Origin of the sequence: Colwellia sp. Arc7-D (assembly GCF_003061515.1) — a bacterium.
GTDB lineage: Bacteria > Pseudomonadota > Gammaproteobacteria > Enterobacterales > Alteromonadaceae > Cognaticolwellia.
On sequence record NZ_CP028924.1, the window covers coordinates 294,247 to 308,656 of the forward strand.

The window sequence follows — 14,410 nt, forward strand, 5'->3', positions numbered from 1 at the left end:
ACTTAATTAAACAACGCTGGTTTTGGTAATATTAATTTTAATATGCGGGCAATTAATATAAGCAACTTACCAAATATTTTACCTTGTTTGTAACCCGTTTTTTCAATGTAATTAACAATGCAGTAGTAATAACCTAGTATTCCAATCTCATTAACATAATTTTTTTTGTAACGTTGGACTACGCCAACATGCCCCTTAAAAAAACCTTTCCAATTAGAAGATATTTTATCATTCGTTCCAAGTCTTACATGCGTAAGTGCCTCAGGGATGAAATGAATAAGGTGTCCTTGAGTTATTAGCCTCATTGATAATTCGTAATCTTCAGTTTGTCTAAATGTTGGGTCAAATCCACCAATATCTTCAAAGACTTGTTTTTTTATCATTACACTTGGTGGGGTAACATGGCTGTTTTTAATTAAATGCGTAAATAATAGATTAAGTGGTTTTTTTATGTATGTTTTTTCTGTTTGGTCAGGATAAAACACTCTGCAACCAGTATGTGTTAATGAAACCTCTGGATGATTTTGCATGTAATTATATTGTTTTTCTAATTTGTCGACACTCCAATAATCGTCACTGTCTAAAAATGCAATATATTCACCTTTAGCTGCTTTAACGCCAATGTTTCTGGCTTTTGATACTCCTACATTTTTTTCTAATGCAATGATGGTAATTTGAGGTTCGTATTGTTTTAAAAACTCAATTGCGTCACCGCCAGAGCAATCATCAACCACAATAATTTCGAGAGGTTTGAGTGTTTGGGCAAATACAGATTGTATTGTTTCATCGAATATTTTTTGTCGCTTAAAAAAGGGGATAACTACGCTTATTGTATTTGCCATTTAAAATTCCTTAGTGGTATAAAAGTTTTCAGATTTCCCTATTGGGTCTTTTAAAGGATCCCATACTGGCTTAAAGGTGGTTTTAATTTTGGCGGCTACACGGGTAATGTTATTAGCCACACCTATGGGGATATGCAACCAGCGACAAAATAAGAATATACGGCGACGGAATACCCAATGGTACATTGATTGTTCCGCATAAAAGTTATAGCCCCAGCGATCTTCAAATAAACGTGATGCCTGCCAAGTAAGTGTTCTGCCCCAACGATAGAAGAAGAACTTCATGTCGTCTAGTTCCATGCGCGTGCCTAGGTTGTCAAATATTACGACTGATTTGGGCTGTGTTAGAATTTTTCGGCCCATTTTCTTTGCTTGCATACCAATGTCGATATGCTCACGAATAACCATTTGTGGTATTTCTATTGCTTGTAAAAATGCAGTCTCGAATAAAACACCGTGGAGTTCAAACATTTCTGACGGACGTACTTCTTTTGGAATATCTTCGGGTAATGCACGTCGGTAATGTTTGTCTTCTATTAAGTAGTCAGTACCTTTAACGTCTACAACACGAATTTCATTGGTGTAAAGGTGGTTTCTAAGCTCTGCGCCTTTATCAACACCTTCTTTTTCTAGTGTCACTGGGTTAACTATGGCAGCCTTTTCTTGCTGAGCAACTTCTAATAAAGGCTCAACCCAACCTGCGGTTACATTTGAGTCGTTATCTAAAAACATGGTATAGGGCGTAGTAATTTTATCGCGAATATTCCGCATTGCTTCCATTGGAATTATAAGGCCCATTTCAACAATTTCAGCATTATTTTTGGTTGCAATTAGCTGTGTTAATTGTTGTTTAATGCTTGCTGGATAAGCAAGGTCGAGCACCTTTAAATAGAAGGGTTGTGTTGTAACTTTGTACAAGTTTTCTATACACTCGATAACACCTGAATAACGGTCTCGTGGTGTAATAACTACGGTAATTTTGACTTCGTCCATTGTTTTATCCATTGCTGTGCTCAAATAAAAATTATTTAACTACGGTGTTAAAAATAGTGAGGTATTTGTTTACCATGCTGTCAATCGAGAATTGAGTTGATATTCGCTGATAGCCATTTTTGCCAAATAGTTTTCTTTCTTCGGGTGATTCTAACAACTTTCTTAAGGCTTGGCTTATTTTTTCTGGTGCAGCTGGCGCGACTAAATACCCTGTTTCTTTGTCAATAATTATTTCTTTTATACCACCAACGTTGGTGGCAACAATCGGTTTACTTTTGGCTCCAGCCTCTGCAAACACCAGCCCAAATGCTTCTTCAATTGACGGTTGTACGAATATATCACAGGCTTCGAGCCAAAGGGGGGCGTTATTAATTTGCCCTAAAAAGGTAACAAAACTTTCAAGTCTTAACTGTTTTATTAGTTTTACTAAAATGCTTTTTTCTTCTTTACTACCATCGCCTGCAATGTATAAATGTATATTTTGATGATGTGTGACCAATGAAGATAGTGCGGTAATAGTATCTTGATGTCCTTTTATTACCCCTAAATGCCCAAGACTTAATAGGGCAAGTTGCTCGTCAGGAATTTTCAAGGTGCTTCTGGCATGTGAAATTGATGCTTCAGTGGGCGCTGCTTCAATAATTGCCCCTCCATGAACCACGTGGCATTTGTTCTGGGGTAAGGCTAAGTTTTGCGTTAATAACGATATTCTATCGTGTGAAACAGCAATGTAATGTGAAAGTATAAGTTTAATTAATGTATTAACTTTACTCGGCTGATATTTACTTAAGTCAGAACGATGAAAAGTACCTATGGTACGAACGCCGCAAGTAAAGCCTGCAATACCTGCATAAAGTTGGCTCAATTCACAGTGGGCATGAATAAGCTGAATGTCGTGTTTTTTTATTAATTGTCGAATGCGAGTAATTAATTGCCAAGCTGAAGTTTTTTGGCGTTCAATAATTTGGAGTTCAGGTATTTCAACCCATGATTCAGGCTTCGATAAGCAAAGTGGTATGACGTACTGATTATGTTCTCGTAAACCGAAAACTGTATCTGAAAATCGTTTTGTTCGACCTCCTTTTTCTAAACTTTGTACTACTTCTAGAATTCTCAATTGGGGTTGAGAGGGCATACTACTTCCTTGAATTGGGTCAGATATATTTATTTTCAACGTATCAATCATACAAAAACTCAATTACTATTCTACATTGAAACTGAGCAATATAAATATAACTGATTTAGCTGAATAAGTTTAGATAAGTTGAAAATGGATGAGTTTGTAGTGATAAAAGTTGCACATGTTGTTGGAAGTTTAAAGATTGGTGGTGCCGAACGCTTTGTGATTGATTTATGTGAAGTTCAAAAAAATAATGATATTGCGCCTGTTATTATTTCATTGGGCCAACCTGGTGAGGATCTAGAACAAGAATGCCATCAGTTAAATACCCCCGTTTTTAGTTTTAAACATTCGCTTTTTATTAAGTTGGCGAAAGTGTTTTCACAATTGAGAAAATGCGATGTTATACATGTACATACTCCTCATGCGTTAAAATTTATTTATCCTTTACTTCCTTTTTTAAGTGCCAAGTGTATTTATACACGTCATGGTGCTGCACCTTTAGCTGGTTCGCATTGGGTTAAGTTACATTTAAAAGCTGAAAAATTTGTTGATGCCATCACTTTTGTATCTCAGGAAGGTGCTGATAATTTTCAGAAAACTCATGACTGGAAGACAGTTCAAAGTTCAGTAATCGATAATGGTGTGCTTATACAGCCCATTGAAAAAGCTAAACCTGAAAGTGCAGTTTTACGTGTAGGGTCAGTTGGGAGAATGATCCCATTAAAAAGCCAAATAACTTTATTGCAGGCTTCCTCACTATTACCTTTGTCAGTACAAGAGAACTTGGAGATTCATTATTTTGGTGATGGTGAATGTTTGTCTATTTTACAAGACTATGATGAACAACAGCATTGGCCAGTGAAGGTGTTTTTTCATGGCATGGTGAACGACAGAGATAAAATTTATTCTAGTTTTGATGTGTTAGCCGTAACATCTGAAACTGAAGGTTTGTCTATGGTTATTATTGAAGCTATGGCGAATCGTATTCCTGTTGTGGCAACGAATGTTGGCGGTAATCCTAAGTTAGTGATTGAAGGTAAAACAGGTCATTTATTCGATTATAGAGATGATAAAACGTTAGCGAGTTTACTCATTTCTTTTGCTGAAGATGCACAGATAATTAATACCTTAGGAGATTGTGCTTTTTCTTATATTAAAGAGAATTTCTCATTAGAGACTAGTGCTAAAAAATATGCTGAGCTTTATGAAAAATAGCATGCGCTCTATATTGCAGCGCTTAAGCCAGCCTTATTTTATATTTTGTTGTTTCATGTGCTTATTGGTTACGCTGTTACCTTGGTGGCCAACTAATGAACTACTGATTATTCCTAAATATGCATTATTGTTTGGTCCACGCTGGTGGTTATTAGTTTGTGTTATTAGTTTGTTTGTTTTCTGGCGTTATTTGTCAAAACGTCAATTGCAGTTTTGTTCATTTTTGATTTTGTTATCACTCAATTATTTAGACTTTCAGTTACCTAGTGTGGCTTCATATTTTTCTACACCCACACCTTATTCTGCATCAACGTCTACATCAATTAGCTCAGAAATTTCAATACTTAGTGCTAATATTGGTGGTGGAGGGTCAAAAAACGAGCTTGATTCTATCGGCTTTAGCATGGAACCTGACATTATTTTATTACAGGAAGCGAGAAGAATAGGGGTTTCTAAGTTATTTAATGATTATAACTTTAAAGAATGTATATCTGGTTTGTGCATTGTTAGTAAAATACTCGTCAAGATCAGAAATATGGAAATTTCCAATACCCAAGCGCGCTAGCACTATTGTGTGATCGCCACCAACGCCACCTAAGCCACCTATGGCAACTTTAGTATGTCTAAGTTTTTGTTGTTCTTCCTGAGTAACCCAGCCAATATTTCGAGAGAATGCTTCTTCATAGTTAAACATGAGGATCCTTATTTACTAAAAACTTAAATGTATTGAGAATGATTAGACAATAATAATAGTTAAAAAAGCTAGTTTGAGAAAGCTCAATTAAAGTTGGTTAGTAATTTCTCTTTGTATTTCTTGATATAGGCATTTGAAGCCAGGTGATAAATTATTCATAAATATACTCGCATTAATATAATAAGGTGCACGTAACCCATGATAATCAATAGCTTCACCAAGTTGAATGAAGTTTATTCCAACAAACTTCATGCTACGTGCAAGTCTTGGCTCCATCATGACGTAAACATGTTTAACACCTGTTTCCATGCTCATTGTCGCTGCGGCCATGTATAGGCCGATAGCGATGAACGGAAAACAGCGTAGTTCTGTTTCTGAGTAAGTAGGTTCATTAATGGCACCTATGGCTGAGCCTCTAAATTTATCCGTTTTACGACGTCTAAAATCAGCTTTAACCGCAAGGCGAGATATTTCAGCTATTTCATGGCGTGGAAAGTTACTTGGGTGTAATTCTTTATTTTGTATAGCGTCTAAGCAGTATTTTTCTATGGGAAGTAGTTCAGTTTCGTTCGCTGATTTAACTACTCGCACACAACTGGTATAGGTATTAGAAGGTTTATGTTTGATCATTGAGAAGATTGATTGAGCGTCAAACTCATCTTGTTCTTTGCCTTCAGCTTTTACTTTTTCAAAAGCTAATTCTTCACAGTATACATTGTGGCGAATACGGAAAACTTCATCACGCAGTTCATCATTACTTGCAAACTCTGGTTGTAGGAATTGGGTAAAATGCTCAGCAATATTCATCGCATCATGATTAATTTTCATTGATGCAATGCGTTTGGTTATACCTCCAATTACTGGGGTGTCTAGTAACTTCTTACTCCAATTCATTATTTTCTCAGTTTCTTAGCATTTTATTCGGTTAGATGTAATAACCATTAATATATTTTTTGATAGCTGTAGAATTAATTTAGCATTTTATGTATGTATTATGAAATATATTTGTTAAGTATTTATTAATAATGTTTATTTTTTAAGAGTTTAGCTACCATGCTTAGTTTTAATTGGTACTATTTCCATTGCAGTATGGTAACCAATATCAAATAATTCGAGTTTTTTCTCTTCACTCATACCAAAATCAACGGCTGAGGATAGGCCAGCATTGATAATAATGGTGTTATGCCAGAATGCATCGTTGATATATTCGCGTGATATCGTGGTCATAAAGGTTCTAATGAGTAAAGTAACGTAGTTGATAATAGGGAACATACCATCTGTTTTCAGTTCGTCATATTCATGTTCACCGCGCAGACGAAAACACAGTACGGGTGTGCCATCCATGGCCCAATCTCTATGTAGGGCATCTTCTGATAAAATACTGCCATCAACCATTAAGTGACTACCAAATTTTTTAAAACTAAACACCAGTGGTATCGACATAGAAAAACGTACGGCCAAAGATACTTTCATCCCGGGTGTTCTTTTACGATCAAAAATTACCGGACGACCTGTTTTTACATCAGTCGCTACTATATAAAGATTGCAATCCAGGTCGTTAAAGGTTTTTCCGTCTAGATGCTTATCGACCCATTGTTCAAAAACATCACCAGAACTTAAGCCGCCATTACGAATTAAACTTACTATTGAATAGCCTTTAAATTGATTATAATTAGTGGTTAGAGCAATCTTTTTCATTTTTTTTATTGTAAGGCCAGCAGCATAAAAGCTGGCAATGATACTGCCACCAGAAACGCCAACAAGGTGAGTAAAATTGATATTCAAATCATCTAAAGCTTGCAGTACGCCAATATGCGCGGGTAAACGTGTGCCTCCGCCGGCTAAAATCGGTACTATATTATTCGCCACTAAACATATCTCCTTCTATTATATTATTTAATTATGGGTAATAATTTCGAAATCGCTAGCCAAAGAGTATGCTAAGTTCAGGTAATGTGTGAAATTTTTAAAAAAGAGTGAAAATATGAAACGATTATTACAATCATTAATATTGATTGGGTTACTTTGTAGCTCAATAACCTACGCTAATTTAGTTGATACCGTCAGCATGGTTAAACCGTCTGTTGTAGGAATTGGTGTTTATACGCCAACAGGACGGCAGAAAAACCAGCTTAATGGTACCGGCTTTGTGGTTGGGGATGGAACCTACATCGTGACAAACAATCACGTTATTGATGCCGAGTTAGATGATAATTTATTACAAAAACTAGCCGTATTTACCGGGAAAGGACCAGCAGCTAAGGTTAGATTAGCAACATTAGTTGCTACTGATGAAGAGCATGATTTAGCTATTCTTAAAATAGAAGGGAAAGCGTTACCCGCATTAACCTTAGCAAAGAATGACTTTATTAAAGAGGGTAGTAGTATCGCATTCACGGGGTTTCCTATTGGCGCGGTACTTGGGCTTTATCCGGTTACACACCGTGGAATAATTGCGGCAGTAACACCGACGATTATCCCGGTTGATGACTCAAGACAAATTAGTATTGCTATGCTGAAACGTTTAAGAGATCCCTATTTAGTCTATCAACTAGATGCAACGGCTTATCCAGGCAATAGTGGTAGTGCTATGTATGATGTTAAAACGGGTGAGGTTGTTGGTGTAATTAATAAGGTTTTTGTTCAGCAAAGTAAAGAAACTGTGATCAGTAAACCCAGTGGCATTACTTATGCGATACCCGTAAAGTATCTTCATAAGCTACTTAAAAAACATAATATAAAGAGTTAGTTAACATTGAACTGTCAAAAAAATTTACACATTTAAAATGTTAAAATAGTTCAGTCTTCAGCATTTACTTGTAGGTTAAGTGTTGTTAGTTTACGGTTAAGCAATGTAGATATTGGCACAAGCTCAACATTGTTTTGTGCGAGTAAAGGCAGAAGTTTTTTCAGAGACGTTATCGTTTCAGGGTGTGGATGAGCAATAGCCACCACAGTCTGATAGCGTTTAGCGTCTCGAATTAATTGTTTAAACTGTCGGCGAATATAGTTGTGGTCGAGTTTGTTATCGAGAAATATATGTCGATGTAAACTGGGTACACCAAAGCTAATAGCAACGTCTTCAGCTTGGCTATCGCTAGTGGTCACGCTATCTATAAAGACTAAATCTCGTTCTTTTAGAAACTGCATGGTCCAAGCCATTGGTTGATACAATTCAGTAAGCTTGCTGCCCATGTGATTGTTAATACCTAACGCAAAAGGAATTTCAGCAAAAGCATGACTTAAACTTTCACGAATGCCATTTTCATTCATCTCACTGGTTAACGCGCCAGGCCCTAGCTTTTTACCATTTTTTGATTCCATTGGGATATGCAAAATAACATCATTATTCTTCGCTTGTGCTTTTAGCGCTAACCTTTTGCCGTAAGGGGTATGAGGTAGAATGGCGTAACTAATATTGCCAGGTAAGTAAAGCGCTTGTGCATCACTTTTTCGATAGCCAATGTCGTCAATAATAATCGCTACTTGCGCTGATTGAGCAAAAAGTAAGGCAGGAGAAAGTAAGCTTAATAACAATATAAATTTGGAAAATAATTTAAGCACGGTAAGTTTTTCTTATTATAAGTCGTTAGTGAGAATAGCAGTTCAAGTGGGCAAAATCGACTAGTTCAATAGATAATAATTGAATTAGTAAACAAAATTACTTGCACCAGAGTTTGGGGTTAACTGCAATACCTGTGTGCCTAATTTCAAAGTAAAGTCCTGAATTAGCTTGCCCACCACTTTGGCCAACTAAGGCTATAGGTTCACCCGCTTCAACACGGTCACCCACCGATTTTAGTAAGGCTTGGTTATGGCCATATAAACTCATGTATCCATCACCATGATCAACAACGGTAACCAGTCCATAACCCTTTAACCAATCTGAAAATAAAACTGTGCCGTTGTGAATAGTTTTTACTTCACGACCAATTGGCGCTGAAAGAAATACGCCTTTCCATTTTAAATAGCCTTGTTTACTTGAACCAAAACTATGATTGATTCGCCCTTTTACCGGCCAACTGAGCTTACGTTTTAATTTACTCAGTCCGACTAAATTTTCTGCCTGTTTAGCTTTTGCAGCATCGGCAGCCATTCTTTTTAATAAGGAGACTAATGCTGATTCTTCTCGCTCCAGTTTGGCGAGTTTTTGCTGTTCTGTAAGTGCTTTTTTATTCAAAGCCTTTAAAGTTTGTTTTTGTTTGATTTTTGATAATTCGAGAATTTGTTTTTGCTGGCTTTGTGTTTGTGTTAACTGTGTTAATTGTTCTGCTTGTTGCTGATATTGTTGTGTAACGTCATTTAATTGCGTAATGGTACTTTTAAATGCTTCAATTTCTTTAATACGCGCCGTATTTAAGTACTGATAATGGGTGATAGTGCGTTGTACATTACTAGGCTTTTCTTGATTAAGTATTAGCTTGATGTAGTCGTGATGACCCGTAGAATAAGCGGCTCGTAATTGTTTGGCGAGTATTTCTTCTTGTTGCTTTTTAGCCAGTTCAAGTTGTTTTTTTTCGGCACTTAGTTCAGCTAATTTATTTTCTGTAGCGGTTAATTCACTGGTGGTATTTGATAAACTTTTAGCTATTTTTCCTATTGCTAGATCATCAGTTTTTAGCTGTTGTTCTAGATCACTGATTTTAATATTTGTGTTTGATAGGCTTTGTTTTTGTTGATTAATAGCTTGTTGGATATCGCTAAGTTGCTGATTTGTTTTTGCACTGTTGTTCGCGCTTGCTTGAGCCAAAGTATTAAACGATAAGCACAGTATGATTAAGCCAATGCAAAAAACATAGCCAGCATTATACTGGCTAAGTTTTATTGATAAGCATCTAGCGTTGTCGTTATAAGGCACAATAAAAAGCACGTTTACGTTAAGTCAGCGTTAATAAGTTATGTCCTGTCATTTCTTCAGGTTGAGGCATATCCATCAATGATAAAATTGTCGGTGCAATATCACTAAGTGCGCCTGATTTTGCCATTGCTGCTTTTCGGCCAAAATATATTAAAGGTACAGGTTCACAAGTATGGGCGGTATGTGCCTGTCCTGATTCGTTATCTAGCATTTGTTCAGCATTGCCGTGATCGGCGGTAATTAAGCACTCGCTACCTGTTTTTTCTAACGCGGTAACAATGCGGCCTATACATCTGTCAACCGCTTCACAAGCTTTTACGGCAGCATCAAAGTCACCGGTATGACCAACCATATCACCATTAGGGTAATTACAAACAATAAAGTCGTGATCGCCGCTTTCAATAGCTGCTACTAATTTATCAGTTAATAGGGTGGAATTCATTTCAGGCTGCAAATCGTAAGTAGCCACTTGTGGTGATGGCACTAATATTCGTTCTTCACCTTTGAAGGTATCTTCTTTACCGCCACTGAAGAAAAAGGTGACGTGGGCGTATTTTTCAGTTTCTGAAATGCGCAGTTGCGTTTTGTTATGTTTTTCTAGCCATTCACCTAAAACGTTGTGAAGCTCGACTTTTGGAAAAGCAGATGGAGCATCAATATCAGCAGCGTACTCGGTTAACATCACAAAGCTGCCAAGTTTAGGTTGTTGCTGGCGTTTAAAACCTGTGAACGTTGGTTCGGTAAAACAACGGGTGAATTGACGTGCGCGGTCGGCTCGAAAATTCATAAAGATCATGGCATCGCCATCTTCTACTTGAATGACATTACCTTCGGCATTGGTAATGGCTGAAGCTTTGACAAATTCGTCATTTTCGTCACGCTCGTAAGCGGCATGTAAAGCGTCAGTTGCTTTACTGTATTGGTATTCAGCTTGTCCTGAAACCATTAAATTATAAGCTGATTCAACGCGATCCCAGCGCTGATCTCTGTCCATAGCATAATAACGACCAATAACTGAGGCTACTTGGCCACAGCCTAATGCTGAAAATTTTTCTTGTGCTTTGATAAGTGAGGCTTCTGCACTGCGCGGTGGTGTATCGCGGCCATCTAAAAATGCATGCAAATAAATTGCCTTAGCACCTTTTTCTGCAGCCATTTCTAACATGGCAAAAATATGATCTTCATGACTATGAACGCCGCCTGGAGAGAGCAAACCAAAAACGTGAATTGCTTTATTGTTACTTACGGCATTTTCAACTGCACTCGCTAACGTTGGGTTTTGTTGAAATTCTTTATCTTTAATTGCTTTAGTAATTCGAGTGAAGTCTTGATAAACAATACGCCCAGCGCCTAAATTGACATGTCCAACTTCAGAGTTGCCCATTTGTCCGTCTGGTAAACCTACCGCCATGCCAGAGGTTTCTATCAACATATTGGGCTTGTTAGCTATTAAGTTGTCTAATACTGGGGTGTTGGCATGAAAAATAGCATTTGATTCTGTGTTTTCTCTATATCCCCAACCATCTAGAATAATAAGAACAGTAGACTTCTTGTTTGGCATTATGACTTCCTTTATACGAGCAAAGATAGATAAAAGTAATACGAGCGATAGATCATTGAAAATAATTTTCAGCAGCAGTATATCAAGACACGATGTGAATATCTTCTGTCTGTTTAGACAAAATGTTTCAGTTTTAAGATCAAAAACCAATGATATATGCAAAGTTATTTCATTATTGTGTTTTTGTATGAAAAGTTCAGTTTGGGTTTAGTTTATTAGCCTGTATACTGTGGAAAATTTTTAGTTAATTAGAATGTAAAACTTATGGATCAACTTATTACTTTCGCAATGAGCCAGCCTTTACTTAGTGGAGCTTGGTTGGTTATTGTTTTAATGATTATTGTCATTACTATCAAAATTCAAATGTCACCTATTAAGCAATTAAGTACGCAACAAATGACTTTTTTAATTAATAGAGAGTCGGGTGTTGTGGTTGATAGCCGTAGTGAAAAAGACTTTAAAGCCGGACATATTGTTGATGCAGTGCATCTTGGCAATGAAAAAGTCAGTAAAAATGACTTCACTAGTCTTGAAAAACACAAAGATAAACCCATTATTGTAGTATGTAGTGCTGGTCTTAGTGCAAGTAAAGTGGCTAATCAGCTAGCAAAAGCGGGTTTCACTAAAGTGAGTATTCTTAAAGGTGGAATGAGTGCTTGGTTAAGTGCAGGTTTACCTGTAACTAAGTAATTCACAATAAAACAACGGGTTATCATAATGGCAGTTGATATATATACTAAAGCGACTTGTTTTTATTGCATGAGAGCGAAAGCTTTATTCGATGATATGAACGTTGCGTACAACGAAATAAAAATAGACGGTGATGCACCACTGCGTGAGAAAATGATTAAACGTAGTCAGGGCGCTTCAACCGTGCCACAAATATTTATTAACAATAACCATATTGGTGGTTGTGACGATTTATTTGCATTACATGCTCAAGAAAAATTAGCTTCACTTTTGGCCTCTGCGTAAAAGTGAAAATATCTTAGAATAAAATGCCAATAAATAATGGCGTAAAAATATAAAGGAAGAACAACATGGCTGACGAAATTCAAAACGGCGCAGAAGCGACAACTGAGCAACAAGCTCCACAATTTGCTATTCAACGTGTTTATACAAAAGATATCTCATTTGAAACGCCAAATTCTCCAGCAATTTTTCAAAAAGACTGGAAGCCTGAAGTACAGTTAGATATTGATACTAAGTCGACTAAATTGGGTGATGATACTTATGAAGTAACATTGTCGTTAACTGTTACGGCTAAAGTTGAAGAGCAAACGGCTTTTCTAGCTGAAGTACAGCAATCAGGTATTTTTACTATTGGTAACTTACCAGAAGCGCAATTAGCCCATACTATTGGCGCATTTTGCCCAACAACATTATTCCCATATGCTCGTGAAGCTGTTGCCAACCTAGTTAGTCGTGGTTCATTCCCACAAATTAATTTAGCACCAGTAAACTTTGAAGCATTATTTGCAAATTATGTACAACAGCGTGCAGCACAAGCAAATGCTGACCAAGCGCCAGCAAGTACAGAAACTCATTAATTTATGAGCCCTGATTCTGCCGCAATTTCGGTTATTGGCGCTGGCTCTTATGGTACAGCGCTGGCAATATGCTTAGCGCGAAATGGCCATAAAACATTGCTTTGGGGACGTGATGAAAATCATGTTTCTGAAATGGCGAGTTCGCGTGCGAATGAAAAATATTTACCGGGAAGTTCTTTTCCTGAAGCATTAGTCGTTACTAATGACTTAGCCAGTGTGATCGCTGCCAGTAAAAATATTTTATTAGTCGTACCTAGCCATGTTTTTGGTGAAATGCTAACGCAAATCAAACCTTTTCTTAGAAAAGATGCTCGTTTAGTTTGGGCAACAAAAGGTTTAGAGCACGATACAGGGCGCTTATTGCAAGATGTAGCTCGAGAGATTTTAGGTGATGATATTTCGTTAGCTGTTCTTTCTGGACCTACCTTTGCTAAAGAAATGGCAGCAGGATTACCTACGGCCATTTCTTTATCTTCAACAGACGATGCTTTCGTTGACGATATATCGAATCTATTACACTGTGAACGCACTTTTCGTGTTTACAGTAATAAAGACTTTATTGGCATTCAACTCGGTGGTGCGGTTAAAAACGTTATTGCAATCGGTGCCGGCATGGCTGATGGCATTGGCTTTGGCGCGAATGCACGTACTGCTTTAATTACCCGTGGTTTGGCCGAAATGACTCGATTAGGTTGTGCACTCAATGCAGAGCCATCAACCTTTATGGGCATGGCAGGGTTAGGTGATTTAGTCTTAACGTGTACAGATAACCAATCACGTAATCGTCGCTTTGGCTTAGCCTTAGGTGGCGGCGCGGGTGTTGAGCAAGCCATTGCTGATATTGGACAAGTGGTTGAAGGTTACCGAAACACTAAAGAAGTTTACATGCTAGCCCAACGAATGGGTGTTGAAATGCCTATTGTAGAGCAAGTTTATCAGGTGCTTTATTGTGGCAAAGATGCAAGATTGGCCGCTGCCGATTTATTATCGCGTGACCGTAAATTCGAATAGCGTGCGTTGCAAGATTATAAAAAAGGCATATAAATCTTAGTTTATATGCCTTTTTTATGTACAGGATGTACGGTCAGTCTATTAAACTGAATTTGCAAAGCCTAATTGACGCCACGCTTCATAAACAATAACAGCGGTTGCGTTTGATAAATTCATACTTCGACTGTCTTTTAACATGGGTATTCTTATTTTATCTTGATCAGGTATTTGCTGCCTAACATCTTCAGGCAAACCACCCGTTTCAGAACCAAATAAAAGGTAATCACCTGCCTGAAAGTTTATATCACCATAATAACCGGTAGATTTTGTGGTTACGGCTAATACGCGCTTAGGTTGTTCAGATTCAATAAAAGATTGATAATTTGCATGACGTTTAAGCGCTGCAAACTCATGATAGTCAAGACCAGCTCTGCGTAGTTTTTTATCTTCTAGGTCAAAGCCAAGCGGCTCAATAAGATGCAATCTAAAACCTGTATTGGCACATAGACGAATAATATTGCCGGTGTTGGGTGGAATTTGAGGTTGAAATAAAACGACATCTAACATAGCAAGTGCTTAATAAG

General features: G+C 37.3%; 16 protein-coding genes. 6 read left to right on the top strand and 10 right to left on the bottom strand.

All coding sequences use genetic code 11. From position 1 onward, the window contains the following. Nucleotides 1-2: 2 nt before the first annotated feature. Genes DBO93_RS01255 through DBO93_RS01265 form a run of 3 tightly spaced genes read right to left on the bottom strand, consistent with a single transcriptional unit; the run spans nucleotide 3 to nucleotide 2,970 of the window. Nucleotides 3-842, bottom strand: coding sequence for a glycosyltransferase family A protein (locus DBO93_RS01255; protein WP_108454709.1), 840 nt, complete (start codon nucleotides 840-842; stop codon nucleotides 3-5). Continuing rightward, nucleotides 843-1,835, bottom strand: a complete 993-nt coding sequence (locus DBO93_RS01260) for a hypothetical protein (RefSeq protein ID WP_108454710.1) — start codon at nucleotides 1,833-1,835, stop codon at nucleotides 843-845. Nucleotides 1,836-1,866: 31 nt separating this feature from the next. Then, nucleotides 1,867-2,970 (bottom strand): glycosyltransferase family 4 protein, encoded by a 1,104-nt coding sequence (locus tag DBO93_RS01265; protein WP_162533691.1) that lies wholly within the window; start codon nucleotides 2,968-2,970, stop codon nucleotides 1,867-1,869. Between the two features lie 135 nt (nucleotides 2,971-3,105). Between DBO93_RS01265 and DBO93_RS01270 the strand changes: the two genes are divergently transcribed. Further along, on the top strand, nucleotides 3,106-4,173 hold the full coding sequence (locus DBO93_RS01270; protein ID WP_108454712.1) for a glycosyltransferase: 1,068 nt from the start codon (nucleotides 3,106-3,108) through the stop codon (nucleotides 4,171-4,173). Between the two features lie 457 nt (nucleotides 4,174-4,630). Here the strand turns inward: DBO93_RS01270 and DBO93_RS01275 are convergent, their stop codons facing one another. The 3 genes from DBO93_RS01275 to DBO93_RS01285 all read right to left on the bottom strand — a co-directional run bounded on the left by DBO93_RS01275 (nucleotide 4,631) and on the right by DBO93_RS01285 (nucleotide 6,736). After that, a complete protein-coding gene (locus tag DBO93_RS01275; RefSeq protein WP_275403662.1) occupies nucleotides 4,631-4,867 on the bottom strand; it encodes a ThiF family adenylyltransferase in 237 nt (78 codons plus the stop codon). An 87-nt stretch (nucleotides 4,868-4,954) separates the two neighbouring features. Continuing rightward, complete coding sequence (locus DBO93_RS01280) at nucleotides 4,955-5,761, bottom strand: PEP-CTERM/exosortase system-associated acyltransferase (RefSeq protein ID WP_108454713.1); 807 nt, start codon at nucleotides 5,759-5,761, stop codon at nucleotides 4,955-4,957. Nucleotides 5,762-5,911: 150 nt separating this feature from the next. Next, nucleotides 5,912-6,736, bottom strand: coding sequence for a patatin-like phospholipase family protein (locus tag DBO93_RS01285; protein ID WP_108454714.1), 825 nt, complete (start codon nucleotides 6,734-6,736; stop codon nucleotides 5,912-5,914). 115 nt (nucleotides 6,737-6,851) lie between these two features. Between DBO93_RS01285 and DBO93_RS01290 the strand changes: the two genes are divergently transcribed. Next, nucleotides 6,852-7,616, top strand: coding sequence for a serine protease (locus DBO93_RS01290; RefSeq protein ID WP_108454715.1), 765 nt, complete (start codon nucleotides 6,852-6,854; stop codon nucleotides 7,614-7,616). Between the two features lie 50 nt (nucleotides 7,617-7,666). Here the strand turns inward: DBO93_RS01290 and DBO93_RS01295 are convergent, their stop codons facing one another. From DBO93_RS01295 to gpmM, 3 genes are all read right to left on the bottom strand, one after another. Then, a complete protein-coding gene (locus DBO93_RS01295; RefSeq protein WP_239059064.1) occupies nucleotides 7,667-8,431 on the bottom strand; it encodes a divergent polysaccharide deacetylase family protein in 765 nt (254 codons plus the stop codon). Between the two features lie 97 nt (nucleotides 8,432-8,528). Next, nucleotides 8,529-9,617, bottom strand: coding sequence for a peptidoglycan DD-metalloendopeptidase family protein (locus tag DBO93_RS01300; RefSeq protein WP_239059065.1), 1,089 nt, complete (start codon nucleotides 9,615-9,617; stop codon nucleotides 8,529-8,531). 127 nt (nucleotides 9,618-9,744) lie between these two features. Beyond that, nucleotides 9,745-11,286, bottom strand: coding sequence for a 2,3-bisphosphoglycerate-independent phosphoglycerate mutase (gene gpmM / locus DBO93_RS01305; protein ID WP_204100636.1), 1,542 nt, complete (start codon nucleotides 11,284-11,286; stop codon nucleotides 9,745-9,747). Nucleotides 11,287-11,550: 264 nt separating this feature from the next. On the opposite strand from gpmM, the gene DBO93_RS01310 reads away from it, so the two are divergent. The 4 genes from DBO93_RS01310 to gpsA all read left to right on the top strand — a co-directional run bounded on the left by DBO93_RS01310 (nucleotide 11,551) and on the right by gpsA (nucleotide 13,847). Further along, nucleotides 11,551-11,976 carry a rhodanese-like domain-containing protein gene (locus DBO93_RS01310; protein ID WP_108454717.1) on the top strand — a complete coding sequence of 142 codons (426 nt, stop codon included), beginning with the start codon at nucleotides 11,551-11,553 and terminating at the stop codon, nucleotides 11,974-11,976. Between the two features lie 24 nt (nucleotides 11,977-12,000). Beyond that, the gene (grxC, locus tag DBO93_RS01315) at nucleotides 12,001-12,261 is read left to right on the top strand and encodes a glutaredoxin 3 (RefSeq protein ID WP_108454718.1); all 261 of its coding nucleotides are present in this window, start codon (nucleotides 12,001-12,003) and stop codon (nucleotides 12,259-12,261) included. A gap of 65 nt (nucleotides 12,262-12,326) precedes the next feature. Continuing rightward, nucleotides 12,327-12,836, top strand: a complete 510-nt coding sequence (gene secB, locus DBO93_RS01320) for a protein-export chaperone SecB (protein ID WP_108454719.1) — start codon at nucleotides 12,327-12,329, stop codon at nucleotides 12,834-12,836. A 3-nt stretch (nucleotides 12,837-12,839) separates the two neighbouring features. Next, complete coding sequence (gene gpsA, locus DBO93_RS01325; RefSeq protein WP_108454720.1) at nucleotides 12,840-13,847, top strand: NAD(P)H-dependent glycerol-3-phosphate dehydrogenase; 1,008 nt, start codon at nucleotides 12,840-12,842, stop codon at nucleotides 13,845-13,847. 81 nt (nucleotides 13,848-13,928) lie between these two features. On the opposite strand, the gene trmL is transcribed toward gpsA, so the two are convergent. Then, nucleotides 13,929-14,393, bottom strand: coding sequence for a tRNA (uridine(34)/cytosine(34)/5-carboxymethylaminomethyluridine(34)-2'-O)-methyltransferase TrmL (trmL, locus tag DBO93_RS01330; RefSeq protein WP_108454721.1), 465 nt, complete (start codon nucleotides 14,391-14,393; stop codon nucleotides 13,929-13,931). Nucleotides 14,394-14,410: the final 17 nt, after the last annotated feature.